The following is a 26,977-nucleotide window of genomic DNA, read 5'->3' on the forward strand; positions in this document are numbered from 1 at the left end:
TATGCCACCTTGAGCACCCTCGAAGAACGAATCCGCCGCCTCGAAGACCTGGAGGCCATCCGGTACCTCGACGCGCAGTACTGCCGCCATCTCGACGACGCCAACTGGGACGCCCTGATGGATCTGTTCACCGACGACGGCGAATTCGACGGGCTGTCCAACCCGAAGGGCAAGAGCGAGATGCGGGCGTTCTTCGCCGGCCTCGCCCCCGGCGGGCTCACCGCGTTCTGGCACTTCATCACCAACCTGGAGATTGACCTCGACGGCGATCGGGCCACCGTCCGGTCGTTCCTCTGGCAGCCCTGCGTATCCGACGGCAACGCCTCCATCGCCGCCGGCCGGTACACGGACGAAGCCGTCAAAGTCGACGGCCGCTGGTTGTACCGCGTCAAACAGGTGCGCTTCCACTACTTCGGGCCGCTCTCGGAGGGCTGGGACGAGAACCGCTTCGCCCTCGAGTCGGCGCGACGCGCGGCGGTGAGCGCGTGACCACCGAGTCCCCTGCCACCGCGGCGAGCGCAGCCGTCTGGTCACCGATTCTCGCGTTGCCGGAGTTCGTCGAACTGCGACGCCGCCGACGCGCCGTCACCACCGGACTCGGCCTGATCGCGATCGCACTGTTCTCGGGGTTTCTGGTCGGATTCGCCTACTTCCCCGAATTCCTCGGCGATAACACAGCATTCGGTGTTCCGCTGTCGCTGTGGGTGGTGTTCTCCCAATTCGCCGGCACCTGGGTACTCGTGTACGCGTATTTCCGACTGTCCCGTACCTACATCCAACCCGCCGCCGATGACGCCGTCCGGGCCATCGCGCAACGTGATCAGGAGCATGTCTCATGACCGGCGACGCCGACTTCCTCGCCATCGGCATCTGCGCCGCCGTCATCTCGCTCACCCTGTGGGTGACGTTCGCCGCATCGCGCCGAAGCCGTAGCGCCACCGGTTTCTTCGCCGCGGGCCGCTCGATCAAGGGCTGGCAGAACGGTTTCGCGATCGCCGGCGAGTTCATTTCGGCGGGCAGCTTCCTGGGCACCACGGGATTGATCTTCTACAAGGGCGTCGACGGCGCCGTCATTCTGTGCACGTCGGTGGTCTCCTTCCTCCCCGTCCTCTTCCTCCTCGCCGAGAAGATGCGGAACGTCGGAAAGTTCACACTCGCCGATGTTCTGGTGTTCCGGACCGGTGCACGTCGCGTGCGGGTGGTGGTCGCTCTCAGCACCATCGTCACCGGAACATTCGTGCTGCTCGCCCAGCTCGTGGCAGCGGGCGTCCTGCTCGAGTCCGTCTCGGGGATCCCGTTCGGCCTGTCCGTCGTGGTGGCCGGATCACTCATGGGTATCTACGTCTTCGTCGGCGGAATGCTGGCGACCACGTGGGTTCAGGTGATCAAGTCGTCCATCCTGTCGATCCTGGCAATCGTGGTGTGCCTCGGGATCCTGGCGAAATTCGGCTTTAGCCTCCCCGGCATGCTCGGGGCGGCGACGTCGAACGCGGCAGCCGGAGATGCGATCCTCTCCCCGGGCCTGATCTTCGGGCAGACCGGCGCGATCAACCTGATCTCGTACTCCCTCGCGTTCGCGCTCGGCACGGCCGGTATGGCGCACATCCTGATTCGCTTCTTCACCGTCCCCGAGGCCGCGACGGCACGGAAGTCGCTCGGCTGGACCGTCGCACTGTGCAGCATCTTCTACCTCATCGTCATCGTCATGGGCTTCGGCACCGCGGCGCTCCTCGGTCCGGACGGGGCGGATCGTGTCGGCGCAGGCGGCAATCTCGCGGCACCCACGCTGGTCACGGAACTCGGCGGAGGCGTCGGCACCATCGGCGGATCGATCGCGCTGGCCATGGTGGCAGCCGTCGCGTTCGCGAGCATCGTCGCCGTCGTCGCGGGCGTCGTGATCTCCGCGGCGGGAACGTTCGCCCACGACGTGTGGCCCACCCTCACCCGCAGGAAGGCTGCGGACGCCGACACGGAGACCGCGGATGCCCGCGAGGCGAAGGTCGCCCGGTACGCGGCCGTCGGTTTCAGCGTCGTCGCGATCGGACTGACGATGGCGATCGGCGATACCACCAACATCACGTATTTCATGGGAATGGCGTTCATGGTCGCAGGCAGTGCGCACCTGCCGAGCCTGCTGCTCAGCCTCAACTGGCGTCGGTTCAACAGCACCGGCGCCGTGTGGGGCATCTCCGTGGGATTGACATCCACCGTGGTCAGCCTGATGTTCACGGAAGCGCTCTGGCTGGGTGGCGGACCGGCGCCGCTGACCATTCAGTTGCCGGTGATCATCACGATGCCGCTCGGGTGTGCCGCCGCCGTGATCGGCTCCCTCGCCGGCGAACGCCTTCACGGACGTTCGGCGGATCGAGACGAGAAATTCGCCGAGATGCTGGTGCGCGCCGAGACCGGCATCGGCGCGGAACTCGCCGAAACGCACTAGTTTTCACGATCAGCTGATGCCCTCGCCGTCACGGCGGGGGCATCAGCCGTCAACTGAGTGCGGCGCGACCCTGGACAGCGCTTGTACCTATCGGTACAGTCTGTACTGAAAGGTACAAGCCCCTCTCCGAAAAGGAGCGCTCACCATGTCCGTCCGCCCACCCGTTCCACCATTCACGCTCGACACCGCGAGCGCGAAGGTCCGCGCCGCCGAGGACGGCTGGAATTCCCGTGATCCGGAGAAGGTCGCGCAGGCTTACACCGAGGACAGTTGGTGGCGCAATCGGTCCACCTTTCTGCAGGGGCGCCGCGAGATCGTCGACTTCCTCGCCGGGAAGTGGGACCGCGAACTGGAATACCGTCTGATCAAGGAACTGTGGGCGCACGACGGGAATCGGATCGCGGTCCGGTTCGCGTACGAGTTCCACACCACCGACGGGCAGTGGTTCCGCGCGTACGGCAACGAGAACTGGCAGTTCGACGACGACGGTCTCATGCGGTGGCGGCATGCCAGCATCAACGACGTGCCGATCGACGAATGCGACCGCAAGTTCTTCTGGGACATGTCCGGCGTGCGACCGTCGGATCATCCCGGGCTGAGTGATCTCGGCCTCTGACCGGCACACGAGGAGTAGTCATGCCCCGAGCAGTAGCCGAGCGCGGCGACGTCGTCCCCGTGCTGGCCGAGGTGTTCCGATCCCACGGGTTCGACGGCGCGAGTCTGGCCGTCATCACCGAGCACACCGGACTCGGCAAAGGAAGCCTGTACAACTTCTTCCCCCGCGGCAAGGACGAGATGGCCGAGGCCGTCCTCGACGAGGTCGACGCCTGGTTCCAGACCGCCGTGTACCGGCCGCTGCGCGGGTCCGAGCCCGCCGTCGCCCGCCTCGAGCGGATGTTCGACGAGGTCGAGACGTACTTCCGGTCGGGTCGCCGTATCTGTCTGTTCGGAGCGTTCGCGCTCGGCCTCGAACGTGACCGCTTCGCCCACCGGGTCCGCGCCTACTTCACCGACTGGGTCGATTCGCTCGCCGGCGCCCTCGCCGACGCCGGCCACCGCACCCAGTCGCGTCCACTCGCCGAGGAGGTCGTTGCAGGAATCCAGGGCGCGCTCGTTCTCGCTCGTGCCCTGGACGACCCCGACAGCTTCACGCGCATCCTCACCCGGCTACGGCGTTCGGTCGAGGATCCGGCGGAATCGCGCGCGTAGGATTCGTCACGGAATGCGGGAACTCGAGAAGTGAGGCAGCCGTGATCTTCATCGTCGTCAACTTCACCGTGAAACCGGACCACGCGGACGGCTGGCTCGACCGGGTGCAGCCGTTCACCGACGCGACCCGAAACGAACCGGGCAACCTGTGGTTCTACTGGTCGCGCGCGGTGGAGGATCCGAACCTGTACGTCCTCGTCGAAGCGTTCCGTGACGACGACGCCGCGGTCGCCCACGTACAGAGCGAGCATTTCCAGAATGCGATGCACGAATTGAAGCCCGCCCTCGCGCAGACGCCGCGAATCATCAACACCACGATCGACGGCACCGACTGGTCACTGATGGGTGAACTCGAAGTCGACTGACCCCCGTCCGGCTTCACCCTGAAGTCGCGCGCACCGCGCGTTAGCCTGGGAAACGTGGCTTCCGATCTCACCGAATTCGACGCAGTGATCTTCGACTTCTCCGGCACGCTGTTCCGGTTGGAGGAGGACGAGAGCTGGATGTCCGACCTCACCGACCACGAAGGTGAACCGTTCGACCTCCACCAGCAGGCCGAGCTTATGCGGCGCATGACGGCGCCCGTCGGTCAGACCGTCGAGATGGACGCGGCCGAGCACCACGCGTGGACCAACCGCGACCTCGACCCCCGGTTTCACCGGCAGGCGTACCTCGACGTGCTCCGCAAGTCCGGGGTCGCACACGAGGACCAGGCGGTCGGGCTGTACGAGCGGGTGATCGACCCGGGATGCTGGAGCGCATACCCCGATACCGCGGAAGTGCTTGCGGCACTGAAGGACCGTGGAATCAAGGTCGCGGTGCTGAGCAACATTGCGTTCGACATCCGGCCCGCGTTCGCGAATCTGGGAGTGGAGCATCTCGTCGACGCGTTCGTGCTGTCATTCGAGGTGGGTGCGATCAAACCGGACCCGAAGATCTTCGAGCACGCCCTCGCCGCACTCGGTTCCGAGCCCGAACGGACTCTGATGATCGGCGACAGCGAGGAAGCCGACGGTGCGGCGAGAAAGGTGGGCTGCGCGTTCGCACTCGTCGAACCCGTTCCACTCGCGGAGCGCCCCGACGGTCTCCGAAATGCGCTCAGTGCCTTCGGCCTGTGAGTACTTATCAACCACGGGCGGTTAATAAGTACTCACGGGCGCGAAGCGCATAATCCGCGACCGGTGACGAGGGGCATGTCGACTGCGGTCACGAGCCCGGGCTTCGCTTCGACCACCGCGTGCACCGAATTCACCAGCCGCATCGCGGTGACGATCATCCCCGACACGTTGTGGTCGCCGTGCTCGCCGTGGTGGTTGAACTCGACGGTCATCATCGGCTCGCCCGTGATGTCGATGCGGTAGCACCCGTCGCCGCGAGTGGGTTTCGGCCAGTCCGGTTTCTGTTCGGGGTGGGTGCGGGTGACATGCTCGAGGACCACGCGCGGCACCCCGTCGGCCGTTCCGACGACTTCGAACCGCACCGCCGCCGCCGTGCCCTTTGCGATGTGGCACGACAGAATGTCCAGATCCTCCTCGGCGGGGATGCGTTCGAACTTCTCCACCAGCGGTTCGTCGAGCGTGAGGTCCAGTCCCGCGGCGATCTGGCGGACGACGCTCCCCCACGCCAGCGACAGCACGCCCGGCTGGAACAGCATCGGCGTCTCCTCGACGGGTTTGCCGAATCCGAAGATCTCACTCATCACCACCGGCTGGTAGTAGGTGGAGTAGTCGGCGATCTCGGAGCAGCGCACCTGGTCGATCCGCTGCGACAGGCTCGTCATGGCCAGCGGCAGAACGTCGTTCGCGAATCCGGGGTCGATGCCGTTCACGTGGAGGCTTGCGCCTCCCTGTTCGCCGGCGCGGCGGATGCGGTCGACGAGTTCGTCCGGGACCACACCGATCGGGTACTGCAACAGAACGGGTCCCGAGGACACGACGTTGATGCCCGCTTCGAGGAACGAGATCAGGTCCTCGATCGCGTCGAAGATGCGGTCGTCCGTCATCGCGGTGTGCACGATGCAGTCCGGCTTCAGGGCGAGAAGTGCCGCCTTGTCGTCGGTCGCCGTCACCCCGAGTTCTCGGCCGAGGCCGGCCAGCTCCCCGGCATCCTTCCCGACCTTCTCCGGGTTGGATACCCACACGCCGACCAATTCGAGGTCGTCGCGGGCGTCGATGCCTGCGATGGCGTGACGCCCGACCGTACCGGTGGACCATTCGACGACGCGGTAGCTCATGAGTTCTCTCCGAGTTCCAGAAGTAGTACCCCTCCCGCGAATGTAACAGGTTCTAGTTTGTCCGGGTAGGCGATCGCCGAAGCGTGCTGTCGCGGTTCGGCGTCAGGGAGAATCCATACGTATGACACCCACCGACGTCTACCGCGCACCGATGCGTTCCCGCCGCGACGGCGTGGACCCAGGGCTCGCGGTGCAGCGCGCGCTCGCGATGGACGTGTGTGGAATCGGCGGGTTGCTGGCCCCACCTCCCGTCGATCTGAGTGAGGCGCTCGACGCGACCGAGCGCACCTACGGTGATCCGGCCGCACGCCGGCTCGAACGCTTCACGCAGGTGCTGGACGGATCGTTCGTCTGGTCGCGTGACGCCGACGGGCTCTACCTCCTCGGCCGGATCGACGGTCCGTGGCGCTACGACTCGAGTCCGGAGGCCGCGGCTGTGGATCTGGTGCACCTCCGAGACTGCGAGTGGCTCGACGCACCCGTCGCCGAGCTCGACGTACCGCCCGCGACCGTGCACACCTTCGCCCGCGGTGGACGCAACTTCCAGCAGACCCACCACTCTGACATCGCCGAGCAGACGCAGCGCGTGTGGGACCGCGGAAGGCGGTGACCCGACGATCCGCGAGGCACAATGCGGTGTGCCGGATCTTGAACTGCCGACGAACCTCGTGCGAGAGATGGCCGAGTACGACGCTCCCGACGCGCCGCGCCGAACGTGGCTGGCCGACCTCCCCGCCGTCGTCGCGACGGTGAGCCGGGAGTGGTCGCTGGACGTCGGGCGCCCGTTCCAGCCGGGCGGCGTGACGTCCTGGACGGCGCCCGCACGCACCGCCGCCGGCGAACGGGTGGTACTGAAGGTCGGCTGGCGACACGACGAGGCACTGCACGAGGCGGACGGACTGGCGGCGTGGAACGGTGACGGCGCCGTCCGACTGCTCGACCACCGCGTGCTCGACCACACCACGGCGCTGCTCCTCGAAGCTTGCGAACCCGGCACCCCGCTGTCCGACGTCCGGCCGCCCGAGGAACAGGACGTCGTGATCGCGGGGTTGCTGCGCAGACTGTGGATCGAACCCCCTGCCGGCACTCCGTTCCGCCCACTCACCGGCATGTGCGACGTATGGGCCGACGAGTTCGAGGAGAAACTCGCACGCACGCCGCGCCTGGATCCGGGCCTCGCGCGAGCCGGGATGGAGCTGTTCCGCGAGCTACCGAGGACGGCAACGCAGTCGCGGTTGCTGTGCACCGATCTGCACCCCGACAACGTGCTGTCGGCCGCCCGCGAGCCGTGGCTGGTGATCGATCCCAAACCGTACGTCGGCGATCCGATGTACGACGTGCTGCAGCACATGCTCGACCATGTCGATCGCCTCGCCGCCGACCCGGTCGGATTCTCGAACCGGATGGCGGGCCTGCTCGGCCTCGAAGTCGAGCGGCTACAGCTGTGGCTGTTCGCGCGCTGCGTGGAGGGGTCGATCGACCAGCCCCGGCTCGGGCACATTGCCGCGATGCTTCGCCTGTGAGTACTTATTAACCGCCCGTGGTTAATAAGTACTCACAGGCGAAGCAGGGCAGCCGAACGACTGTCCGAACTGTAGCCCGTCGATCTTCTCCTCCGCCGTACCGGGATCGGAATCGAGCACGGCCTGCAGTGCGTCGTACGACGCGTTGACTCCACCGAGATCGGCAATGCTCTCGCCGAGAGTCAGGTTGCCGTGGACGTGGACGTCGGGCCGGCCGGGATCGGGGTGTAGGCGTCGAACTGGTCGGCGAGTTTCTCCGTCCGGGCCGCGAACTGCTCTCGGTCCGCGGGTGTCCACCAGTTCACGTTGTTGCCGTTGCCGTCGAATTGGCTTCCCTGGTCGTCGAACCCGTGCGTTGCCTCGTGTCCGATGACGGAGCCGATGCCACCGAAGACCTTGCCGGCCCCGATCTGCACCAGTCTCTCTTCCGTCGTCCCGTGTTCGGCCTCCCTTTCAACGTACGCATCTAAGCTGGGTCGATGAGCGAAGCCGGCGCGCCACGAGTGGGTGTTCTCGACGTCGTGGCTTTCGCCTGCGAGATCGCGATGCTGGTCCTGCTCGCCGTCGCGGGCTGGTCGCTCGCGAACTCGACGGTCGTTCAGGTGGTACTGGCGACGCTCCTCCCAGTGGCCGCGGCCGTGCTCTGGGGCGTCACCATGGCACCGAAATCGCTTCGACGACTACACAATCCCGCACGACTGTTCGCTCAGACCGCGCTGTTCGCGGTGACCGGCGTGCTCGTCGCAGTCGCCGGTCACCCGTGGTGGGGGCTGGTGTTCGCCGTCGTGGCGACAGCGACGTTCGCGGCGCGCTCGCGGACGCCGGAGTAGACGACTACCAGCGGTACCCGAGCAGGCCGAGGACGAATTCGAGCCAGTCGGGAAGTCCGGGGTCACGGAACATCGAAGGCCTCCTCAGCAGTGGAACAGTGTCGAACTCTCTATCGGTGGCGAAGCCCCCGGCGTTAGAGCACCGCACTAATTTACAAATACGCTGATTTGTCTAGACTCTGGATGCATAGCCATGTACTGTCCAATGCAGAGTGAGCTGGTTCATACCGCGACAGCTACTGGACGAGGAGGTTCGGACCGTGACGACGTCGGATATCGGCAGGACGACAGAGGAAGCACCACCGGAAGCCTGGCGCGACCGCAAGCGCTACCTGTGGCTGATGGGGTTGATACCCCCGACCGCCCTGTTCCTCGCCGCGGGATTGGTGTGGGCGTTCAACCAACTCGGATGGTCGGTGGTGGCTCCGGTGTGGTGGTGGATCGGCGCCCTGTTGCTGTTCATCGCGCTCCCGATCCTCGACAGGTTCTTCGGGCCCGACGGCCAGAACCCTCCCGAGGAAGTGATGGAACAGCTCGAGAACGACAGGTACTACCGGTACTGCACCTACGTGTTCATCCCGTTCCAGATGGCGAGCCTGGTGTTCGCGTGCTACCTCTGGTCGGCGGACAACCTCTCCTGGCTCGGCATCGACGGCGGCCTCGGGCTGGTGTCGAAGATCGGCGTCGCGTTCAGCGTCGCCGTCATGGGCGGCATCGGCATCAACACCGCACACGAGATGGGTCACAAGAAGACCGAACTCGAACGGTGGCTGGCCAAGATCACTCTCGCGCAAACTTTCTACGGCCACTTCTACATCGAGCACAACCGGGGCCATCACGTCCGGGTCGCCACCCCGGAGGATCCGGCGAGTTCACGTTTCGGAGAAAGCTTCTGGACGTTCCTGCCCCGCAGCGTCTGGGGAAGCCTGAAGTCGTCCTGGGAACTCGAGAAGACCCGGATGCAGCGACTCGGCAAGAGTACGTGGAGCATTCACAACGATGTGCTCAATGCCTGGCTCATGTCGGTGGTGCTGTTCGGCGCACTCATCGTTATCTTCGGTCCGGTCGTCATCCCGTTCCTGATCATTCAGGCGATCTACGGTTTCTCTCTCCTCGAGACGGTCAACTACCTCGAGCACTACGGCCTGATGCGTCAGAAGACTGCCAGTGGCCGCTACGAGCGCTGCGCGCCCGCACACAGCTGGAATTCCGACCATATCGTGACCAACATCTTCCTGTACCACCTGCAGCGCCACAGCGACCATCACGCGAACCCGACCCGGCGCTACCAGACGCTGCGGAGCATGGACGGTGCTCCCAACCTGCCCAGCGGCTACGCCAGCATGATCACGCTCGCGTATTTCCCGCCGCTCTGGCGCAAGGTGATGGATCACCGCGTGCTCGACCACTACGACGGCGACATCACCCGCGTGAACATCCAACCCGGCAAGCGCGAGAAGGTGCTGGCCAAGTACAGCGGCGGAGTTCGGTGATGGCCGCCTACCAGTGCCCGGTCTGCGACTACGTCTACGACGAGGCGTCCGGCGCACCGCGTGAGGGATTCCCCGCCGGCACCTCGTGGGCCGATGTGCCCGACGACTGGTGCTGCCCCGACTGCGGGGTCCGCGAAAAGATCGATTTCGACCCGAAGGTGGCGTGACATGAGTACCGATTTCAAGCTTTTCCGCTGTGTCCAATGCGGATTCGAGTACGACGAGGCCGAGGGCTGGCCGGAGGACGGCATCGAGCCGGGCACCAGATGGGACGACATTCCCGAGGACTGGTCGTGCCCCGACTGCGGGGCCGCCAAGGCGGACTTCGACATGGTCGAGGTCAGCAGGGCGTGAGCGCAATGCCGAATCTCTCCGCGGAACTGTCGACGGTGGTTATCGTCGGGTCGGGTATCGCAGGGGCGAGCGCCGCGCAGACGCTCCGCTCGGAAGGCTTCCGCGGGCGCGTCGTCCTGATCGGAGACGAACCCGCACCGCCGTATCGGCGCCCGACGGTGTCGAAAGACTTCCTGTCGGGTGCCACGGCCGCGGAGAAGACCACGCTGAAGCCCGACTCTTTCTGGGAGGAGAGGGAGATCGAATTGATCACCGGCGCAACGGCCGTCGGACTCGATACCGGCAGGAAGCGCCTGACCCTCTCCTCCGGGGAAACTCTGCAGTTCAGTGCCCTGCTGCTCGCGACCGGTGGAAAGGCCCGCCGACTCGACGGTGTCTCCGGTGCGAACGTCTTCACACTGCGCTCGATGGCCGATGCCGATTCCCTTCGCGCGTCGATTCGACGCACCGGTTCCCTGCTCGTGATCGGCGGCGGTCTCATCGGATGTGAGGTCGCTGCGACGGCGCGGTCGCTCGGCGCGGAGGTCACCGTTCTCGAACGCGACCCGGCGCTCCTCAGTCGAATTGTGCCCCCGGAAGTCTCGACGATGATCGCGTCGCTGCACGCCGAGAACGATGTCGACGTCTGCACGGATGTCGCACTGTCGTCGCTCGACGTGAGCGACGACAGCTCCGCCCGCGCCGTCGCGGACGACGGTCGCAGCTGGAATGCCGGAACCGTCCTCGTCTCGGTCGGCACCGTCCCGGAGGTGACGCTCGCGGTCGCGGCGGGACTGCGCGTCCACAACGGCATCACCGTCGATGGGCAGTTCCGCACCTCGGCCGACGGCGTCTACGCGGCCGGAGACGCCGCCAACATCCCCGGTGCGCGTGACGACGAGCGATATCGTTCCGAACACTGGAACGGCGCTCAGGCACAGGGAATTGCCGCCGCGCAGTCCATCCTCGGGAAGCCCACACCGTTCACCGACGTTCCGTGGGGGTGGTCCAACCAGTACGGCCACACCGTGCAGTTCGCCGGCGCGACCCGTTTCGACGACGACTACGTGATCCGCGGTTCGATCGCCGATCGCGATTTCACAGCGGTCGCGGTGCGTGAGGGCACGCCGGTCGGGGTCATCGCCGTTGGCCGCCCGAAAGACCTCCGCACCGTGCGCACGATGATCGCCCGGGGCGGCGCCGTCGACCGCGCCGCGTTGGCGGACGAGTCGGTTGCTCTGACCGACGTGCTCGCCGGCGAGCGGGAGGGTCGGGTCGCGGCCGCCCGCTAGCATCGAGGTCATGCCAGCAGACGACCGCACCGACCGACCGAGTCGGTACCGGCTGGCCGCAACGTCACTGATGCGGGAGACAACCCTCGATGCGCTCCGGGAACTGCTGCTGGAACGTCCGTGGCCGACAATCACCATGACCGACGTCGCGGTCGCCGCGGGGCTGAGCAGGCAGACGATCTACAAAGAGTTCCGATCGCGGCGCGGCCTGGCGGAGGGGTACGCACTTCGGCTGACCGACAACCTCGTCACCGTCATCGAATCGGCGCTGTACGAGAACCCCGGCGACGCGACAACTGCTCTGCGGCAAGGATATGCGACGTTCTTCGAACTCAGCGGAGCCGATCCCCTGGTGACGTCGCTGCACCAGGGGAAGGCACCCGAGGATCTGCTGCGCCTGATCACGACGGACAGCAACATCATCATCCAACCGGCGGCCGAACGGCTCTCCCAGACGTTGCAACGGTCGTGGGTGAACTCCTCCCCGGACGACGCCGGGATCATCGCACACGCCATCGTCCGGCTCGCCTTGAGTTTCATCGCCAACCCACCCGAGGACACCGCGGCGGCGTCCGCGAACACCGCCCGGCTGTTCGCCCCGTTCGTTGCGGCTCCGCCACCCGTGAGTACTTCTTAACCGCCCGACGTTAATAAGTACTCACGGGGGCGTCAGCCCAACGGGGTGCCGACATAGTTCTCGGCGATGAGGGTGCGGCCGGCGACGGAGCGGGTGACCATGTCCAGTTCGGCGACCTGCCGCTTGTGGCCGAATCCGGTGTCGTCAGGGAGTCGATGCAGCATCGAGGACATCCACCAGGAGAAGTGCTGGGTCCGCCACACGCGCGGGAGGACGCTGTCGGTGTAGCCCTCGAGCCCCGCCCGGCTGCGGGTGGCGAAGAACTCGGCCATCGCCTTGGACAGGAAGTACACGTCGGCGATCGCCAGGTTCATGCCCTTCGCGCCGGTGGGCGGCACGGTGTGGGCGGCGTCGCCGGCGAGGAAGAGGTTGCCGTGCTGCATGGGCTCGCACACGAAGCTGCGGAACTGCAGGATCGACTTCTGGAAGATCTTGCCGTCCTTGATCTCCGCGCCCTCGCCGTCGACGCGGGCGTGCAGTTCCGACCAGATGCGGTCGTCGGACCAGTTGTCGACGGAGTCGTCCGGGTCGACCTGCAGGTAATGCCGCTGGACCTCCGGCGTGCGGGTGCTGATGAGCGCGAAGCCGCGGGGGTGGTTGGCGTAGATCAGTTCCTCGGACGACGGCGGGGCCTCGGCGAGGATGCCGAACCAGGCGAACGGGTACTGGCGGAAGTGGTCGGTGCGCACGGTGGTCTCGGGGATGAGACCGCGGGTCGTGGTGCGCGATCCGTCGCAGCCGGCGACGAGCGCGCAGGTGAGCGTCTGCTCGTTGCCGTCGGCGTCGAGGTAGGTGATTTTCGGGTTGTCGGACGTGTGGTGCAGAACCTGCACGTCGGAGACGCCGAATCGGATGTCGCCGCCGTCTTCGAGACGCCGGGCGATGAGGTCCTTGAGGACCTCGTGCTGCGGGTAGACGGTGACGGCGCGACCGCCCGTCAGTTCGTCGAAGTCGATGCGGTGGCCGCGGCCGCCGAACCGCAGTTCGATGCCGTGGTGGGTGAGTCCTTCACGCTTGACGCGGTCGCCGAGTCCGGTGTCGACCATCAGGTCGACGGTGTTCTGTTCGAGCACACCGGCCCGGATCGTGCCCTCCACCTCCTCGCGGGTGCGGCTTTCGAGCACGACGGAATCGATTCCCTTCAGGTGCAGGAGATGGGACAGCATCAGCCCTGCGGGACCCCCGCCGACGATCCCGACCTGTGTGTTCATGAGCAGACTCCTCGCGTAGTTCGTGACACCAGTCACTGTGCTGCCCACCGTGTGATCGCAACACCCCCTCTTTCACTGAGTGAAAGACGAGCTACGCGACGCCGCGGGAAATGCCGCGCGCAGCCGCCCGCACCGCAGGGATCAGGGGCGCGGGATCCTTCTCCGCCGGAACCACGACCGACACCGCTGCGACCACCTCACCCGTCGACCGCGACACCGGCGCGGCCACGGCCAGCGTCCCGACGTTGAGGTGTTCGCGGCACGTGACCCAGCCGGTCCGGCGGATGTCGTCGAGGGTGCTGCGCAGGCGATGTTCGGTGGTGATGGTCGACGGCGTGAAGCGTTCCAGGCCCGCCGCGAGGACCTCGTCGAGCAGGGCTTTGCCGCCGAACGCCAGCAACACGAGACCGCCGCTGGACGCGTGCAGCGGCAGCCTGCCGCCGGCCCTCCCGACGACGGTCACGGCGCCGCGCGCCGACAGCCGTTCGAGGTAGAGAGCCTCGAGATCTTCCCGGACCACGAGCTGGACGTTCTCGCGCGTCGCCTCGTACAGGTCCTCGAGATAGGGCAACGCCACCTGCCGCAATCCGTGAGCGCGGGGCGCGAGCGCACCCAGCTCCCACACCCGCACCCCTATCTCGTAGTGCCCGTCGTCGACGCGTTCGAGGGCGCCGTTGTCGACCAGCTGACGGCACAGCCGGTGCACCGTCGGCAGCGGCAGTCCGGTGCGCCGGCTCAGCTCCGACTGCGACAGCCGCGGACGCTCCGACGTGAACGAACCCAGCACCAGGAAGGCGCGTCCCAGCATGCTGCGATCGTCTTCGGACATGCCGCCAGTATCCCGGTCACCACCAGCGGGTGGCCATGCCGATCTGCCGGTCGAGTTCGGGGACGAGGCTCCGGACGTATGTCGCCGAGAGGTGATGCGAATCGTGATAGACGAGGATGTTTCCCTGCACCGCACGGCAGATCGCCACGTCACACACGGCGTTCGTGAGGTCGAGCGGATGCACCGACGGCAGGTCGCGGGCCGCGTCGAGCGTGGGGTTGTCCGGGGCCAGCACATCGTCCCGGGGCATGCCGCAGCTGTCGGCGTCGCCGCCGTCGGCGAGGCAGTCGACGACCGAATACGGGACGCCGTCGTTGTGCAGCCACGGCGTGTCGCGGATGCCGAGGAACGGCAGCCCGAAATCCGCGAGCCGCGCCCACAGGCCCACGTAGTCTTCGGGCGTGACGTCGCCGGCGCCCTCCTCGTTGGGACGCGAGGACGTCGAGAACACCCAGTCCGGCCGGTGATCCCGGAGACGGTCGAGGACGTCGCGGGACCAGTCGCCGCAGTCGGGATACGGCTCGCCGGCGAGCAGCGGGACGTCCGCGACGGTCAGCGGGCACCCCATCTTGAGGTACGTCTCGACCCGGACACCGCGCTGTTGCCCGATGCGATCGAGCGCGGGCACCCAGTGCTCGGCGTGAGAACTGCCCACCACGGCGATCGTCCGCTCCGCGCTGAGGTCGCCGTACACGCAGGTGACGACGTCGCGGGTGGTCAGGTCGGAGATGCAGCCGTCGAGGGTCGGCTGCGGAAGATCTCCCGACGCCTCGAGCAGGGTGGGTCGCATGTCCGTGCGCGGCGCGAATGCGCCGTCGGTCAGCGACGCCGCGCCCGGGTACAGCCACGGGTCCAGCTCACCGACCCGGGCGGTCGTCTCGGGGTTGCGGACCAGATACACGTGCCAGCCGGACGCGGTTCCCACCACGGCGACGCCGAGGATCGCGACCAGCGCGGTCAGCAACCGCCGCGGACGGGCCGACCCCGTCTGGAACCGCACTTCGATCAGCCGCTGGGTGAGCCACGCCAGCACCAGCGACACGAGGATCACCGCGAGTCCACCGAGCGCGCCGACCGCGGGCCGCTCGCGCCACGTGAGGTAGAAGATGAGGATCGGCCAGTGCCACAGGTACAGCGAATAGGCCAGGCCACCGAGTTCGACGAACGGCCGCGACGCCATCATCGTCACGATCCCCGGTTGCTCGGAGGGGCCGACGCCCGCGAGGATCAGCGCCACCGCCGCACCGACCGGAATCAGGGCCGCCGGACCGGGGAACAAGGCGGCGCCGTCGACGAGGAACCCGCACCCGAGGACCACGGCGAACCCCGACACCGCGAGGACGGTGCGCCACCACCGAGACAGCGCGACGCGGTGCACGACGAGCGCGAGCAGCGCACCCGCGAGCAGCTCCCACAGTCGCGCGAACGTGTCGAAATACGCCCACGACTGCCGGTCCTGCGACAGCACCGCGGCATAGACGAACGACGCCACGAACCCCGCACCGAGCACGCCGCCGAGGAGGGGTCGCACGAGACCGATCCGGCGGCGGCACGTCCAGGCCACACCCGCGACGACCGCGAGCGCGAGCACGTAGAACTGCCCCTGCACGGACATCGACCACAGGTGCTGCAGCGGACTGACCGACGCGTCGGCGGCGGCGTAATCGGACGCGGTCCGGGCCAGCTGCCAGTTCTGCACGTACAGCAGTGAGGCGAGGAGTTGGTCCGCGATCCCCGACCACTGCGTGAACGGCCGCTGGATCACGGTCGCGACCGCGGTCGCGGCCGACACCACCACCAGCGCGGGCAGCAGGCGGCGGGCGGTGCGCCGCAGGACTGCGGGGACCGACGGACCCGAGCCCGCAGACGCGCGTCGCACGAGCATGCCGGTGAAGAAGAATCCCGAGAGCACCAGGAAGATGTCGACGCCGCCGGACACCCGGCCGAACCACACGTGATAGACCACGACCAGCGCGATCGCGATTCCGCGCAGACCGTCGAGGTCGTACCGGTAACCGCTCGCAGCCGACGGTGGCGTCGCGGCGTGGCTCGGACGGCTCGCGGCCACCTGGGGGTTGGGTCTCACAGTCCGTCCTGGCTCATCAACTCGGTACCCGATCGATTATCCACACAGGGTTTACCAGTTCTTGACCAACCCGAGCGCGGCCGAATGTCACAGCGGTCTGCATGGACGGCACCGAGGTGACATTGGGCGAGCGCCCAGGAGCGGCGGATCGCCTGGGTGTGGAGTAGCCGATGTTTGACAGGCAACTATGGCGCGCCACACAATAAGTGCGCGTATAGAACTAGGGTTCGCATTGCGAACGTCCGCGCACATCACCGTCGAACGTCGAGGACACCATGACCACTTCCCAACGAAGCGCCGCCCGCGCCTCCACCGCCCTCTGGGTCGCGCCCCTCTGCTGGGTAGCCGTGCTGCTCGACGGCTTCGACCTGGTCGTCCTCGGCGCCGTCATCCCTTCCCTCCTCGACTACGAGGACTGGGGTCTGACCACGGGAACGATCACGTTCATCTCGACATTCGGCCTGGTCGGCATGACGATCGGCGCGCTGGTCATCGGCACGCTCACCGACGTCGTCGGACGCAGGCGTGCACTCCTGTTCGCCGTTGCGGCGTTCTCCATTCTCACGCTTCTCTGCGCGGTGGCACCCAACCCGTTCTTCTTCGGACTGTTCCGCTTCCTTGCGGGGGTCGGGCTCGGCGGCGCACTACCGACGGCGCTGGCCCTGGTCAACGAGTTCTCGAAGAGGCAGGGCGGCGGCTCCGCGTCGACGCTGCTGATGACCGGCTACCACGTGGGTGCCGTCGCGACCGCTGCGCTGGCGATCGTCCTGATCGAACCGTTCGGCTGGCGTTCGATGTTCGTCGTCGGCGCCCTGCCCGCCGTGGTCCTGATTCCGCTGATGCTGCGGTACCTCCCCGAGTCCCCGTCGTACCTGCTGGCGCACGGCAAGCGCGCCGAAGCCGAGGCCATCGCGAAGCAGTACGGCCTGGAACTGGAGGCGGCACCGGCCGCCGACGCTCCCGTCGCGGCCTCGGCCAACCCGGTGCGCGCCCTGTTCTCGCGCCCGTTCCTGCGCAACAGCATCGCCATCTGGGTCACCTCGTTCATGGGACTGCTCCTCGTTTACGGTCTCAACACGTGGCTGCCGACGATCATGCGCGAGGCGGGCTACGACCTCGGCGCGTCACTGACGTTCCTGCTGATCCTCAACGCCGGCGCTGTGGTGGGACTGCTGATCGCGGGCGGCGTCGCCAACAAGATCGGCCCGCGCACGGCGGCCATCATCTGGTTCGCGGGCGCCGCGGTGTTCCTCGCCCTGCTCAGCGTCAAGGTGTCGTTCGGCATCTACGCGCTGGTGTTCCTCGCCGGCTGCTTCGTGTTCAGCGCACAGGTCCTCGTCTACGCGTTCACGAGCGCCAACCACCCGCCGCAGATCCGTGCGACCGCTCTCGGCTGGTCGGCCGGTGTGGGCCGGGTGGGCGCGATCTGCGGACCGATCCTCGGCGGCGTCCTGCTCGGTGCGGGCTATGCGGTCCCGTGGGGCTTCTACGCATTCGCCCTGGTCGGGCTGCTCGGAGCGATCGCCATCTCGTCCACCCGGACGGTGCACTGAACTCCTGACAGCCGTCCGATGAGTTTCGGGCATGGGCGCGGTCTATATCGGCGAGGATGAATCGACGAGGACCTGCGAGAGGAACTGCGCCATGAAACCCATCACTCCCTGCCTCTGGTTCGACACCCAAGGCGAAGAGGCCGCGAAGTTCTACACGTCCCTGTTTCCGAATTCGCGGATCACGGAGGTCACCCACTACGGTCCGAACACTCCCGGTCCGGAGGGGGCAGTGTTGACGGTGTCGTTCGAGATCAACGGGCAGCCGTTCATCGCGCTCAACGGGGGCCCGCAGTTCACGTTCGACGAGGCCATCTCATTCGAGATCCTGTGCAAGGATCAGGCGGAAGTGGACCGGTATTGGGACGCCCTCACCGGCGACGGCGGTGAGGAAAGCCAATGCGGTTGGGTCAAGGACCGTTTCGGCGTCTCCTGGCAAGTGGTGCCCGAGCGGCTGTACGAACTCATGCGCGACCCGGACACCGAGAAGGCGCAGCGCGCGATGCAGGCCATGCTGAAGATGCGCAAACTCGACGTCGCCGAACTCGAGAAGGCGTTCGAGCAGGCGTGACGCCTGCCGACGAGAAGGTGGACGGCATGAGCTCGGACGGCAAGACCCACATCAACGGGGTGCACACCGTGGCGGTCCCCGTCACCGATCAGGATCGGGCGCTCGAATTCTATGTGGGCGCACTCGGTTTCGAACGCCGCATGGATGCGGAGTTCAGCCCCGGACAGCGGTGGGTGGAGGTGGCGCCACCGGGATCGGCAACGTCGATCGCGCTCGTGCCGACCCGTGACGGCGTCCCCGCGGGCGTCGAGACGGGTATCCGCCTCACCACCTCGGACGCTGACGCCGACCATGCGACGCTGTCGGCGAACGGCGTCGACGTGGACGCGGAGGTCCTGCGGATGGGCGACTACGTGCCGCCGATGTTCTACTTCCGAGACCCGGACGGCAACAAGCTCGTCATCGTCGAAGTGGGGTGAGCTGCACCCCCGACGACAGGGCCAGCACCTGGTCGGCGCGTTCCGCGTCGCGGGATTCGTGCGTGGCCACGACGACGATCGCACCCCGCGCGGCCTCTTCGGAGACGACGTTTCCGATCACCGCGCGGGCTTCGGCGTCGAGACCGGTGGTGGGCTCGTCGAGGAGCAGTAAGTCGCCGCGTTGCACGAGCGCCTGCGCGAGCAGGGCGCGTTGACGCTGCCCGCCCGACAGGGTGCCGATCCGCCGCCGGCCGAGGTCCGCGAGACCGAGCCTGTCCAGCGCCGTATCGACGGCGGCACGGTCGCCGGGAGTGAGCCGTCGCCACAATCCGCGTCGGTTCCAGGCTCCCATGGCCGCCACCTCGCGCACGCTCAGCGGGAGCTGATCGCTCACCGCATTGCGTTGCGGCACATATGCCGTGCCCAGCCCCTTCGTGCCGTCGATCCGTCCCGCCGTCGGTCGCGCGATGCCGGCCAGGCACTGCAGGAGCGTCGACTTCCCCGAACCGTTGTGCCCCACGACGGCCGTGACGGTGCCCGGTGCGAGCCGCACGCTCACACCGTTCAACGCCGTGGTCGGGCCGTACCGGACCGCGATTTCGCTTACGACAATCATTATCGTTAGATTAGCAGAGTGCAGTGGCTACTCGACCCCCTGATGGTGTCCTTCGTCCGGCGCGCGCTCTTCGCGGGAATGCTGGTGTCCGTCCTCTGCGGCCTGGTGGGCACGTGGGTCGTGTTGCGCGGCATGGCCTTCATGAGCGAGGCCATCTCACACGGGATGCTGCCCGGGGTGGCCGTCGCCTATCTCGCCGGCGCGAACCTCCTCGTCGGCGCGGCCGCGAGTGCGGTCGTCATGATCCTCGGCGTCGCCTGGGTGTCGAAGAATTCGCGCCTGTCCGAGGACACCGGGATCGGCCTGCTGTTCGTCGGCATGCTCGCGCTGGGTGTCGTGATCGTCTCGCGTGCACGGTCGTTCGCGGTCGATCTCACCGCCTTCCTGTTCGGTGACGTCCTGTCGGCGACGCGGGAAGACCTGATCTGGCTCGCGGCGGCGGCCGCGGTCGCCGGGATCGTCTCGGTGATCGCGTACCGCCCCTTCGTCGCCCTCGTCTTCGACGAACGCAAGGCCCACACCCTGGGTCTGCAGCCTCGGTGGGCGCACCTCGCGCTCCTCGCACTGGTGGTCCTCGCAGTGGTCGCCTCGTTCCGCATCGTCGGCACCCTGCTCGTGTTCGGCCTCCTCGTCGCCCCGTCCGCCACCGCAGCGCTGTTCGGCAGGTCGATCGGCGCGACGATGGCGATTGCCGTGCTCCTCGGCTGGTCCGCCACCTTCGCCGGGCTGATCGTGTCGTGGAATGCCGACACCGCCGCGGGCGCGACGATCGCCGGAATCGCCGTGCTCCAGTTCTTCGTCGCGGCCCTGGCCCGGTCGGCGGCGCGACGACTTCGGCCTGCCCTCTTGCCGACCCCGATACCCGTTCGATAGATGGAGACCCTCAATGCCGAACACGACCCTCGCCCGCGCAGCAATTGCCGCGGTCGCCGCGCTGACCCTCGGCGGCTGCGCATCTCCACAGGAGGAGGCCGCGTCCCCCGACAGCCGGAGCCAACCGGGTAGCGACCTTGCCGCCGAGGCCGGATCCACCGAGATCGAGGGGCCCGAACCCCGGCTCGTCGTGTCGGATGCCGATTCCGGCCGCGTGGACGTGCTCGACCTTGCGACCGCCGAGACTCTCCATTCGTTCGAGTTCGACAACCCGGCGCGGGTGACGACGGTGAAGGACCGCTACGCGTTCGCCGTGGACGGCGCGGGCGGCGCGGTGCATGTGGTGGACGCCGGTTCCTGGACCATCGACCACGGTGACCACACCCACTCGTACACCAAGCCACCGGTCGAACTCGGCGTCCTCGAGGGCGGCACGCCGGCGCACGTCATCGAAGGTGACGACAAGGTGGCGACGTTTTTCGACGGCGACGGCGTCGCCCGCGTGATCGATTTCGCCGCGCTCCGCAAGGACAGCATCGACGTCGGCGCCGTCGTGGACGCCGACGCACCGCACCACGGCGTTGCCCTGCCGATCGCCGACGGTTTCGTGGTGTCGCACTCGGCCACGAACGGAACCGATTCCCGCCCCGGCACGTTCGAGGTCCACACCGCGGACGGGGAGGTCGAGCATGGCTTCGACACCGCCTGCCCGAACATGCACGGCACGGCGGTGTCCGACACGGACGCACTGGCCGCGTGCGACGACGGACTGTTCCTCGCGACCACCGCCGCCGGCGCGTGGACGTCGGAGAAGATTCCGTACCCGGCAGGCATCGGCGCCGCCACCCGACCCATGTCGTTCCGCGGACACGACGGCCTGCCGATCCAGGTCGCCGCCGCCGGACCCACCGCCACCAATGACGGGGTGCTGGTCTTCGATGCCCGCACCCGCGGGTGGACGCACGTCCGGACCGCGGATCGCGCGCTGGATGTCGCGCTGTCGGGCGACGGCCGCACCGTGTTCGCGGTCCTCGCGGACGGCACCTTCCGCGTGTACGACACGGCGTCCGGCGCGGAGACCGCTTCCTCGCACGTCCTGGCCGCCCCCTACGACTGGAGCGACGAGTCGGCGACTCCGCCTGCCGTCGTCGTCGGCGGCACCCGCGCGTACGTCTCGGATCCCGCGTCGAAGACGGTGACCGAGATCGACTTCCGGGACGATGCGCGGGTCGCGCGCACTCTCGATGTCGGGGTCGCCGCGTCCACCCTCGGCGTGGTCGGGCTGTGAGCGGGATGCGGCGCCTGCTGCCGGCGGCCCTGCTGGCCGCACTCACGACGCTGTCCGTGACGGCGTGCTCCCCGGGCGCCTCCGACGGACCGGTCGTGGTCGTGACCACGAACATTCTGGGTGATGTGGTGCAGAACGTCGTCGGCGACCAGGCCGACGTGATGGTGCTGATGCCGAGAGGCGCCGATCCCCATTCGTTCGAGATCTCCGCATCGGACGCCGCGCGGGTGGAGCGTGCCGACCTGCTCGTCTCGAACGGTCTCGGACTCGAGGAGGGAATCGGCAAAACCGTCGACACCGCACGCTCCGAGGGCGTCCCGATCCTGCACGTCGGTGAGGCCGTGCGGCCGATCGAGTACCGTTCCGGAAAGTCCACGGGCACCCTGGATCCGCACATCTGGACCGATCCGGACCGGGTACGCGAGGCTGTTGCACTGATCCGCGACGCGGTGATCGACCACGTGCCGGAGATCGACGCGGGAGCCGTCCGCACGAACTCGGACGGCTACGCCCGGCAACTCGGGGAACTCACCGCCCGGATGACGGACAGATTCGCGACCGTCCCCGCAGATCGGCGAAAGCTGGTGACCAATCATCACGTCTTCGGTTATCTGGCCCAACGTTTCGGCTTCGACACCGTGGGGGCGGTGATTCCCAGCGGGACGACCCTGGCGTCGCCCAGCGCGTCGGACCTCTCGGACCTCGCCGCGACGATCACTGCGGCGCGGGTTCCCGCGATCTTCGTCGACTCCTCCCAGCCCGATCGGCTCGCGCAGGTCTTGGCCTCGGAGGCCGGTGTTCCCGTCGACGTCGTCTCGCTGTTCACGGAATCGCTGGGCGAGATCGGCTCGGGCGCGGGCACGTACATCGAGATGATGGATTCGAATTCCCTGGCGATCGCGGAGGGGCTGACGTAGCGACGCATTCACATATGCACATTTCCGACTTTGACAACCGTTTGCAATAAGAGTTAATTCTCCTGAGTGACCCTTATGCGTAGACCTCTCCCCACCGCCGTTGCCGCCGTGGCACTCTCGGCGACACTGCTCACGTCCTGCTCCACCGACTCCGGCACGGCCGAAGCGACCACCACCGACTCGGCCACACCGCGGCTGGCACTCAGCTACGACGGCGGTGTGCTGGTTCTCGACGCGCAGAGCCTCGACGTGGTCGGTTCGGCCGAGGTGGACGGATTCACCCGGCTCAACCCCGCAGGCGACGACCGGCACGTGCTGGTCAGCACCGGAAACAGCTTCACCGCCCTCGACACCGCCGAACCCGCCCTCACCGACGTCACGTTCGAGGCGAAGACGCCCGGCCACGTGGTCCGGCACGACGGCAAGACCGTGTTGTTCGACGACGGCACCGGACTCGTGCGCGTGTTCGATCCGGCCGAACTCTCCGACGGCACACCCGACACCACCGAGTTCACGACGCCGGAGGCGCATCACGGAGTGGCCGTGGAACTCTCGGACGGCAGCCTGCTCACCACGGTCGGCAACGAGGACGAACGCACCGGCATCGTCGTACTCGACCGCGACCGCAAGGAGATCGTGCGCAACGAGGACTGCCCCGGCGTGCACGGTGAGGCCGTCGCCGCCGGCGAGACGGTGGTCGTGGGATGCCAGAACGGCCTGCTGATCTACCGGGACGGCGTCATCACCAAGGTCACCAGCCCGGACCCCTACGGGCGAATCGGAAACCAGGCCGGCGACGAGGATTCACCGATAATCCTGGGCGATTACAAGACCGATCCCGACGCCGAACTCGAACGCCCCGAACGAGTCTCGCTCACCGACACCGCCACCGGACAACTCACCCTCGTCGACCTGGGCACCAGCTACACGTTCCGCTCGCTCGGGCGAGCCCCGCACGGTGAGGCCCTCGTCCTCGGCACCGACGGCGCCGTGCACGTGATCGACCCGAACAGCAAGGCGGTGAGCCGCACCGTCGACGTCATCGATCCGTGGACCGAGCCGGACAAGTGGCAGTCGCCGAGGCCCGCGCTGTACGTGCAGGACCACACCGCCTACGTGACCGACCCCGCGAACAAGAAGATCCACACGATCGACCTCGACACCTGGGCAGTGTCCGGGCAGGCCGACCTGCCGGAGACCCCGAACGAGATCACCGGCGTCGCCCGCTGATTCGCGTATCGCAGCGTCAGTCTTCGGATTTGAGCGGTCCCAGTTCCGCGTCGAGCGCCTCCTGCACCACCGCCATCGCCGACAACCCGGCGGGGGCGCCGCAGTAGGCGCTCGCGTGGATCACCGCTTCGACGACCTCGGTGCGGGTCAGACCGTTGCGCAGGGCACCCCGCACGTGACCCTTCAGCTCACCGTGCGCGCGCAGCGCGATGAGCATGCCGAGGTTGAGGAGGCTGCGGCTGCGCCGATCCAGCCCCGGCCGGTTCCACACGGCGTCCCAGACGTGCTCGGTGACGAACTCCTGCAGCTGCTCACTGTCGGTCCCCGCTGTGCGAGTGAGCGCCCGCTCGACGAAGTCGGCGCCCATCACCTCACGCCGCACCGTCAGCCCCGCCTCGACGGCCGGACTCCGCTTCCCGGGTTCTTCACTGGTCATGGGTTCACTCCTGTTCACAGCGCCTACGTGTTCGAGAGTCACTCTACGAGTCGACGCGATCGGCGCGGGTGAGGGAGACGACGTCGCGGACGGAGTAGGCGTGCGGGACATCCTCCAGCCCACCCTCGTACCGCAGCCGCCGCGGGAGCAGTCCGTCGGCCGGGTTGACCGACATCTGGGTCCGCGAGCGGGAAATCTTCGATCGCCATCGTCCCGGCCGCGACACGCGCTCGGTCGCGTCGCCGACCCTCACCACCAGCGGAGTGGCACCGAACCGGATCCGGGCGTAGCCGAGGGCAACCGCCAGGGCGTCGTTCACCCCGGCCGCCGTCGCACGACCTCGCTTCCCCGTGCTCAACCCGTGTCCGGGGAGGTCCACGACGACGACGTCGACGCCGTTCTCCGCCAGTTCCGCGGCGAAGGGGGTGAGGTACCGCGCGTGGAGTCCGGGTGGTGCCGGCAGGACCACGGTGGCTGAGCCACCCGACTCCACGGTGGCTGAGCCGCCCGACCGCGCCGCGTGAACCTCGGCGTGCACGGCCCCGGTCGCCGCGGGAATCTGGACGTGCTCGATCCCGCGGCCGTCGACGCCGACGAATTCGGATGCCGGCTCCAGCGCCGCCTCGCAGGCGATGCGGCGTTCCAGGGCATCTTCCCTGCGCAGCAGGGGTTTCCCCTGTAGCAGGACCATGACGGCCGCCGATTCCCGGGCCGTCAGCGTCGGCGCCCAGCCGGTCGCCTCGGTCAGGCGCGTCGAATCGACGACGGTCTCCCCCGCGGTCACCCACTGGCCGGAGAACGCGGTGAGTCCGAGCCGGAACGCGACGTTCGCCGCCACGACCGCCGGGCGTTCGGGCACGTCGAACATCCGCTGTCCCTGCATCGCCGCGAGGTCGCGGACACCCACCCAGTCCCGCGGTCCGAGGTTGAACGGGCCCACCAGGTCCTGCTTCGCGGCGCGGTGAAACGCATCCGCCATGTCCCGCTGGTGCAGGAATTGATACGCGGCGTCGTCGGCCCGCGGAAAGGCCCCGACCGGGCCGGTGAGCTGGTCGATGCCGTCGTTGGAGAAGTCCGGTCCGATGATGTAGGTGGGCCGCAGCATCGAGATCGCCATCTCCCCCGGGTGGCGGCGCAGCCACCACTCGGCGTAATGCTCGACCTCGGCCTTGTCGTGGAAATAGTATCGGTCGGGATCGCCTGCGGGATAGACGTCTTCGTTCACCGGCTTCGGACGCAGCTCGGGGCCGTACGCGTTGATGCTCGACGCGATCACGACGCGCAGCACGCCTGCCCGGTAAGCGGAGTCGATGACGTTGCGGGAACCCCTCAGGTTGATGTCGTGGGTCTCCGCCTTGTCCCGGATCTCCTCCACCACGAACGCCAGGTGGACCACGGCCTCGCAGCCACGGAACACCTCCTCGATGCCCGGATCACGAATGTCCATCCGGACGGACTCGAGTTTCGGATGTTCGATCGGCAGTTCCCGCCTGGCGAGCCCGATCACCGTGTCGATGTCCGGATCCGCCAGCAGCACAGGCAGGATCGCGGCGCCGAAGTCGCTCGTCGCGCCGGTGACGGCCACCTTCATCACGCCGCGGCCTCCCTGACGGTCTCGGAGATCACGTCGACCGCCCGCCGCAACTGTGTGTCCGTGTGGGTGGCCATGACGCACAGCCGGAGCATCGCCCCCGAGCGGGGAACGGCGGGATAGAGTGCCGCACTGGTGAACACACCCCTGTCGAACAGGGCGCGCCAGAGGTTCATCGCCTCGAGGTCGTCGCCGACGTGGACGGACACGATGGGCGTCACGGTCTCACCACCGCCGGGCAGGGGCGACAACGCACCCACGTCGAGTCCGTTGTCCGCCAGTCCGGACCGCAGGACCGCGGCGTTGTCCAGCGCGCGTCGTGCGCGCTGTTCCCCCTCCTCGCTGCGGATCAGTCGCACCGCGGCGAGGGACGCCCCCACCGCGGCGGGAACACCGGACGTCGTGAACAGGAAGGCACGGGCATTCACCCGCAGCGAGTCGAGCAGGTCACGGGACCCCGCGATGAATCCTCCTGTGGAGCTGGGACTCTTGGACAGCGAGGCCATCCGGATGTCGGTGTCGCCGTCGATGCCGAGCAGTTCGGCGGCGCCGGTCCTCTGCTTGCCGAAGATACCGAGACTGTGCGCCTCGTCCACCATCAGGGCCGCACCGTAGCGGTCGCAGAGTTCGGAGACCGCGCCGAGTGGGGCGAGATCGCCCTCCATCGAATACAACCCGTCCACGATCACCAGCACCGCGCCGTCCCCGTCTGCGGTGTCCCCGAGAATGCTCTCCAGGTCGGCGACGTCGTTGTGACGGAATTTGCGGATCGTCGCACCGGACAGAGCACATCCGTCTCGAATCGACGCGTGGGCGGCAGAGTCGACCGCGACGACGTCGCCCACGCCGACGACGGCACTGATGGTGCCGAGATTCGTTTGATAGCCGGTGGTGAAGACCATGGCGTCCTCGGTGCCGTGCCATTCGGCGATTTCCGATTCGAGGTCGAGGTGCAGGTCCATGGTGCCGTTCAGGAGGCGGCTTCCGGTGATCGCGCCGCCGAACGTATCGAGGGCGTCCTGCGCTCCCTGACGGATGGCGGGGTGATCGGCCAGCCCGAGATAGTTGTTGGAACCGAGCATGATCCGGTCGGCGCCCTCCACCTGGACGATGGGCGCGGTGGCGGACTCCATCACCCGGAAGTACGGACTCACATCGGACTCACGAACTGCCCGGAGCAGATCTACCCGGTCGTCGCCAGCCAGCCTCTGGATCAATCTGTTCGCAGCCATCGATACCAATCTCCTCGCGGTGTGCATGATCGGAATTTCTCCGTCGATTCGGAGCGGCCGCGGATGCGGTTTGGTGGCACCGACCAAACCGGATTACTCCTCACTCCGAATATCCCTATGGATCTCCCTGGAGATCCG

30 protein-coding genes and 1 pseudogene are annotated in these 26,977 nt (G+C 67.4%); 22 read left to right on the plus strand and 9 right to left on the minus strand.

All coding sequences use genetic code 11. The features are described from left to right. Positions 1-9 precede the first annotated feature (9 nt). From DTA22_RS16260 to DTA22_RS16290, 7 genes are all read left to right on the plus strand, one after another. A complete protein-coding gene (locus tag DTA22_RS16260) occupies positions 10-489 on the plus strand; it encodes a nuclear transport factor 2 family protein (RefSeq protein ID WP_112300377.1) in 480 nt (159 codons plus the stop codon). Continuing rightward, complete coding sequence (locus DTA22_RS16265) at positions 486-839, plus strand: DUF485 domain-containing protein (protein ID WP_112300101.1); 354 nt, start codon at positions 486-488, stop codon at positions 837-839. Before DTA22_RS16260 ends, DTA22_RS16265 begins: the two co-directional genes overlap by 4 nt. Continuing rightward, on the plus strand, positions 836-2,440 hold the full coding sequence (locus tag DTA22_RS16270; RefSeq protein WP_112300102.1) for a solute symporter family protein: 1,605 nt from the start codon (positions 836-838) through the stop codon (positions 2,438-2,440). Before DTA22_RS16265 ends, DTA22_RS16270 begins: the two co-directional genes overlap by 4 nt. A 145-nt stretch (positions 2,441-2,585) precedes the next feature. Continuing rightward, a complete protein-coding gene (locus DTA22_RS16275) occupies positions 2,586-3,056 on the plus strand; it encodes a nuclear transport factor 2 family protein (protein WP_112300103.1) in 471 nt (156 codons plus the stop codon). 20 nt (positions 3,057-3,076) lie between these two features. Then, a complete protein-coding gene (locus DTA22_RS16280; protein ID WP_112300104.1) occupies positions 3,077-3,649 on the plus strand; it encodes a TetR/AcrR family transcriptional regulator in 573 nt (190 codons plus the stop codon). Between the two features lie 41 nt (positions 3,650-3,690). Then, positions 3,691-4,014: a putative quinol monooxygenase gene (locus DTA22_RS16285; RefSeq protein WP_112300105.1), complete on the plus strand. Its 324-nt coding sequence runs from the start codon at positions 3,691-3,693 to the stop codon at positions 4,012-4,014. Positions 4,015-4,068: 54 nt separating this feature from the next. Continuing rightward, positions 4,069-4,767, plus strand: coding sequence for an HAD family hydrolase (locus tag DTA22_RS16290; protein ID WP_112300106.1), 699 nt, complete (start codon positions 4,069-4,071; stop codon positions 4,765-4,767). 32 nt (positions 4,768-4,799) lie between these two features. Here DTA22_RS16290 and DTA22_RS16295 read toward each other — a convergent pair whose 3' ends face one another. Further along, a complete protein-coding gene (locus DTA22_RS16295; protein ID WP_112300107.1) occupies positions 4,800-5,882 on the minus strand; it encodes an NAD(P)H-dependent amine dehydrogenase family protein in 1,083 nt (360 codons plus the stop codon). A 121-nt stretch (positions 5,883-6,003) separates the two neighbouring features. Here DTA22_RS16295 and DTA22_RS16300 point away from each other — a divergent pair, with 121 nt between their 5' ends. Continuing rightward, on the plus strand, positions 6,004-6,492 hold the full coding sequence (locus DTA22_RS16300; protein WP_112300108.1) for a GAF domain-containing protein: 489 nt from the start codon (positions 6,004-6,006) through the stop codon (positions 6,490-6,492). Between the two features lie 28 nt (positions 6,493-6,520). Then, positions 6,521-7,405, plus strand: coding sequence for an aminoglycoside phosphotransferase family protein (locus DTA22_RS16305; protein WP_112300109.1), 885 nt, complete (start codon positions 6,521-6,523; stop codon positions 7,403-7,405). Between the two features lie 114 nt (positions 7,406-7,519). Here DTA22_RS16305 and DTA22_RS16310 read toward each other — a convergent pair. Then, positions 7,520-7,797 (minus strand): annotated as a pseudogene (locus tag DTA22_RS16310) (M13-type metalloendopeptidase); the annotation flags it as partial. Positions 7,798-7,884: 87 nt separating this feature from the next. On the opposite strand from DTA22_RS16310, the gene DTA22_RS16315 reads away from it, so the two are divergent. The 6 genes from DTA22_RS16315 (at position 7,885) to DTA22_RS16340 (ending at position 11,990) form a co-directional block, all read left to right on the plus strand. Beyond that, positions 7,885-8,235 (plus strand): YrdB family protein, encoded by a 351-nt coding sequence (locus DTA22_RS16315; protein WP_112300110.1) that lies wholly within the window; start codon positions 7,885-7,887, stop codon positions 8,233-8,235. Positions 8,236-8,495: 260 nt separating this feature from the next. Further along, entirely contained in the window at positions 8,496-9,728 is a 1,233-nt protein-coding gene (locus DTA22_RS16320) for an alkane 1-monooxygenase (protein WP_112300379.1), read from the plus strand. Next, the gene (locus tag DTA22_RS16325; protein ID WP_112300111.1) at positions 9,728-9,895 is read left to right on the plus strand and encodes a rubredoxin; all 168 of its coding nucleotides are present in this window, start codon (positions 9,728-9,730) and stop codon (positions 9,893-9,895) included. Before DTA22_RS16320 ends, DTA22_RS16325 begins: the two co-directional genes overlap by 1 nt. Position 9,896: 1 nt before the next feature. Next, entirely contained in the window at positions 9,897-10,082 is a 186-nt protein-coding gene (locus DTA22_RS16330; RefSeq protein WP_037226029.1) for a rubredoxin, read from the plus strand. Between the two features lie 5 nt (positions 10,083-10,087). Next, positions 10,088-11,353: an NAD(P)/FAD-dependent oxidoreductase gene (locus DTA22_RS16335; protein ID WP_112300112.1), complete on the plus strand. Its 1,266-nt coding sequence runs from the start codon at positions 10,088-10,090 to the stop codon at positions 11,351-11,353. 10 nt (positions 11,354-11,363) lie between these two features. Then, on the plus strand, positions 11,364-11,990 hold the full coding sequence (locus DTA22_RS16340; RefSeq protein WP_112300113.1) for a TetR family transcriptional regulator: 627 nt from the start codon (positions 11,364-11,366) through the stop codon (positions 11,988-11,990). A 32-nt stretch (positions 11,991-12,022) separates the two neighbouring features. On the opposite strand, the gene DTA22_RS16345 is transcribed toward DTA22_RS16340, so the two are convergent. The 3 genes from DTA22_RS16345 to DTA22_RS16355 form a co-directional block, all read right to left on the minus strand. Then, positions 12,023-13,201, minus strand: a complete 1,179-nt coding sequence (locus tag DTA22_RS16345) for a 4-hydroxybenzoate 3-monooxygenase (protein WP_112300114.1) — start codon at positions 13,199-13,201, stop codon at positions 12,023-12,025. 91 nt (positions 13,202-13,292) lie between these two features. After that, a complete protein-coding gene (locus tag DTA22_RS16350) occupies positions 13,293-14,030 on the minus strand; it encodes an IclR family transcriptional regulator (protein WP_037226037.1) in 738 nt (245 codons plus the stop codon). Positions 14,031-14,046: 16 nt separating this feature from the next. Next, positions 14,047-16,116 carry an acyltransferase family protein gene (locus DTA22_RS16355; RefSeq protein WP_112300115.1) on the minus strand — a complete coding sequence of 690 codons (2,070 nt, stop codon included), beginning with the start codon at positions 16,114-16,116 and terminating at the stop codon, positions 14,047-14,049. Between the two features lie 275 nt (positions 16,117-16,391). Here DTA22_RS16355 and DTA22_RS16360 point away from each other — a divergent pair, with 275 nt between their 5' ends. From DTA22_RS16360 to DTA22_RS16370, 3 genes are all read left to right on the plus strand, one after another. Continuing rightward, on the plus strand, positions 16,392-17,669 hold the full coding sequence (locus tag DTA22_RS16360) for an MFS transporter (protein WP_112300116.1): 1,278 nt from the start codon (positions 16,392-16,394) through the stop codon (positions 17,667-17,669). A 91-nt stretch (positions 17,670-17,760) separates the two neighbouring features. Then, positions 17,761-18,237, plus strand: coding sequence for a VOC family protein (locus tag DTA22_RS16365; protein WP_112300117.1), 477 nt, complete (start codon positions 17,761-17,763; stop codon positions 18,235-18,237). A 26-nt stretch (positions 18,238-18,263) separates the two neighbouring features. Next, positions 18,264-18,656: a VOC family protein gene (locus DTA22_RS16370; RefSeq protein WP_112300380.1), complete on the plus strand. Its 393-nt coding sequence runs from the start codon at positions 18,264-18,266 to the stop codon at positions 18,654-18,656. Here the strand turns inward: DTA22_RS16370 and aztA are convergent. Further along, a complete protein-coding gene (gene aztA, locus DTA22_RS16375) occupies positions 18,637-19,272 on the minus strand; it encodes a zinc ABC transporter ATP-binding protein AztA (RefSeq protein ID WP_037226044.1) in 636 nt (211 codons plus the stop codon). The genes DTA22_RS16370 and aztA overlap by 20 nt on opposite strands. Positions 19,273-19,290: 18 nt before the next feature. Here aztA and aztB point away from each other — a divergent pair, with 18 nt between their 5' ends. From aztB to aztD, 4 genes are all read left to right on the plus strand, one after another. Then, a complete protein-coding gene (aztB, locus tag DTA22_RS16380) occupies positions 19,291-20,145 on the plus strand; it encodes a zinc ABC transporter permease AztB (RefSeq protein WP_112300118.1) in 855 nt (284 codons plus the stop codon). A 13-nt stretch (positions 20,146-20,158) separates the two neighbouring features. After that, the gene (locus tag DTA22_RS16385) at positions 20,159-21,433 is read left to right on the plus strand and encodes an ABC transporter (RefSeq protein WP_112300119.1); all 1,275 of its coding nucleotides are present in this window, start codon (positions 20,159-20,161) and stop codon (positions 21,431-21,433) included. A 5-nt stretch (positions 21,434-21,438) separates the two neighbouring features. After that, positions 21,439-22,350: a zinc ABC transporter substrate-binding protein AztC gene (aztC, locus tag DTA22_RS16390; protein WP_112300120.1), complete on the plus strand. Its 912-nt coding sequence runs from the start codon at positions 21,439-21,441 to the stop codon at positions 22,348-22,350. Positions 22,351-22,425: 75 nt separating this feature from the next. Continuing rightward, positions 22,426-23,580, plus strand: coding sequence for a zinc metallochaperone AztD (gene aztD / locus DTA22_RS16395; RefSeq protein WP_112300121.1), 1,155 nt, complete (start codon positions 22,426-22,428; stop codon positions 23,578-23,580). 16 nt (positions 23,581-23,596) lie between these two features. Here the strand turns inward: aztD and DTA22_RS16400 are convergent, their stop codons facing one another. The 3 genes from DTA22_RS16400 to DTA22_RS16410 are packed head-to-tail and all read right to left on the minus strand — an operon-like array spanning position 23,597 to position 26,839. Then, positions 23,597-24,016 (minus strand): carboxymuconolactone decarboxylase family protein, encoded by a 420-nt coding sequence (locus DTA22_RS16400; RefSeq protein WP_112300122.1) that lies wholly within the window; start codon positions 24,014-24,016, stop codon positions 23,597-23,599. A gap of 43 nt (positions 24,017-24,059) precedes the next feature. Further along, on the minus strand, positions 24,060-25,607 hold the full coding sequence (locus DTA22_RS16405) for an NAD-dependent epimerase/dehydratase family protein (RefSeq protein ID WP_112300123.1): 1,548 nt from the start codon (positions 25,605-25,607) through the stop codon (positions 24,060-24,062). After that, a complete protein-coding gene (locus DTA22_RS16410; RefSeq protein WP_112300382.1) occupies positions 25,607-26,839 on the minus strand; it encodes an aminotransferase class I/II-fold pyridoxal phosphate-dependent enzyme in 1,233 nt (410 codons plus the stop codon). Before DTA22_RS16410 ends, DTA22_RS16405 begins: the two co-directional genes overlap by 1 nt. Between the last annotated feature and the right edge of the window lie 138 nt (positions 26,840-26,977).

Source organism: Rhodococcus wratislaviensis (assembly GCF_900455735.1).
Lineage (GTDB): Bacteria > Actinomycetota > Actinomycetes > Mycobacteriales > Mycobacteriaceae > Rhodococcus_F > Rhodococcus_F wratislaviensis.

Excerpts from the sequence above, each read along its gene's own strand:
- DTA22_RS16270 (WP_112300102.1), top strand. The coding sequence starts at position 836 with ATGACCGGCGACGCCGACTTCCTCGCCATCGGCATCTGCGCCGCCGTC.
- DTA22_RS16275 (WP_112300103.1), top strand. The coding sequence starts at position 2,586 with ATGTCCGTCCGCCCACCCGTTCCACCATTCACGCTCGACACCGCGAGC.
- DTA22_RS16280 (WP_112300104.1), top strand. The coding sequence starts at position 3,077 with ATGCCCCGAGCAGTAGCCGAGCGCGGCGACGTCGTCCCCGTGCTGGCC.
- DTA22_RS16295 (WP_112300107.1), bottom strand. The coding sequence starts at position 5,882 with ATGAGCTACCGCGTCGTCGAATGGTCCACCGGTACGGTCGGGCGTCAC.
- DTA22_RS16300 (WP_112300108.1), top strand. The coding sequence starts at position 6,004 with ATGACACCCACCGACGTCTACCGCGCACCGATGCGTTCCCGCCGCGAC.
- DTA22_RS16315 (WP_112300110.1), top strand. The coding sequence starts at position 7,885 with ATGAGCGAAGCCGGCGCGCCACGAGTGGGTGTTCTCGACGTCGTGGCT.
- DTA22_RS16325 (WP_112300111.1), top strand. The coding sequence starts at position 9,728 with ATGGCCGCCTACCAGTGCCCGGTCTGCGACTACGTCTACGACGAGGCG.
- DTA22_RS16330 (WP_037226029.1), top strand. The coding sequence starts at position 9,897 with ATGAGTACCGATTTCAAGCTTTTCCGCTGTGTCCAATGCGGATTCGAG.
- DTA22_RS16335 (WP_112300112.1), top strand. The coding sequence starts at position 10,088 with ATGCCGAATCTCTCCGCGGAACTGTCGACGGTGGTTATCGTCGGGTCG.
- DTA22_RS16340 (WP_112300113.1), top strand. The coding sequence starts at position 11,364 with ATGCCAGCAGACGACCGCACCGACCGACCGAGTCGGTACCGGCTGGCC.
- DTA22_RS16345 (WP_112300114.1), bottom strand. The coding sequence starts at position 13,201 with ATGAACACACAGGTCGGGATCGTCGGCGGGGGTCCCGCAGGGCTGATG.
- DTA22_RS16350 (WP_037226037.1), bottom strand. The coding sequence starts at position 14,030 with ATGTCCGAAGACGATCGCAGCATGCTGGGACGCGCCTTCCTGGTGCTG.
- DTA22_RS16360 (WP_112300116.1), top strand. The coding sequence starts at position 16,392 with ATGACCACTTCCCAACGAAGCGCCGCCCGCGCCTCCACCGCCCTCTGG.
- DTA22_RS16365 (WP_112300117.1), top strand. The coding sequence starts at position 17,761 with ATGAAACCCATCACTCCCTGCCTCTGGTTCGACACCCAAGGCGAAGAG.
- DTA22_RS16370 (WP_112300380.1), top strand. The coding sequence starts at position 18,264 with ATGAGCTCGGACGGCAAGACCCACATCAACGGGGTGCACACCGTGGCG.
- aztA (WP_037226044.1), bottom strand. The coding sequence starts at position 19,272 with ATGATTGTCGTAAGCGAAATCGCGGTCCGGTACGGCCCGACCACGGCG.
- DTA22_RS16385 (WP_112300119.1), top strand. The coding sequence starts at position 20,159 with ATGCCGAACACGACCCTCGCCCGCGCAGCAATTGCCGCGGTCGCCGCG.
- aztC (WP_112300120.1), top strand. The coding sequence starts at position 21,439 with ATGCGGCGCCTGCTGCCGGCGGCCCTGCTGGCCGCACTCACGACGCTG.
- aztD (WP_112300121.1), top strand. The coding sequence starts at position 22,426 with ATGCGTAGACCTCTCCCCACCGCCGTTGCCGCCGTGGCACTCTCGGCG.
- DTA22_RS16400 (WP_112300122.1), bottom strand. The coding sequence starts at position 24,016 with ATGACCAGTGAAGAACCCGGGAAGCGGAGTCCGGCCGTCGAGGCGGGG.
- DTA22_RS16405 (WP_112300123.1), bottom strand. The coding sequence starts at position 25,607 with ATGAAGGTGGCCGTCACCGGCGCGACGAGCGACTTCGGCGCCGCGATC.
- DTA22_RS16410 (WP_112300382.1), bottom strand. The coding sequence starts at position 26,839 with ATGGCTGCGAACAGATTGATCCAGAGGCTGGCTGGCGACGACCGGGTA.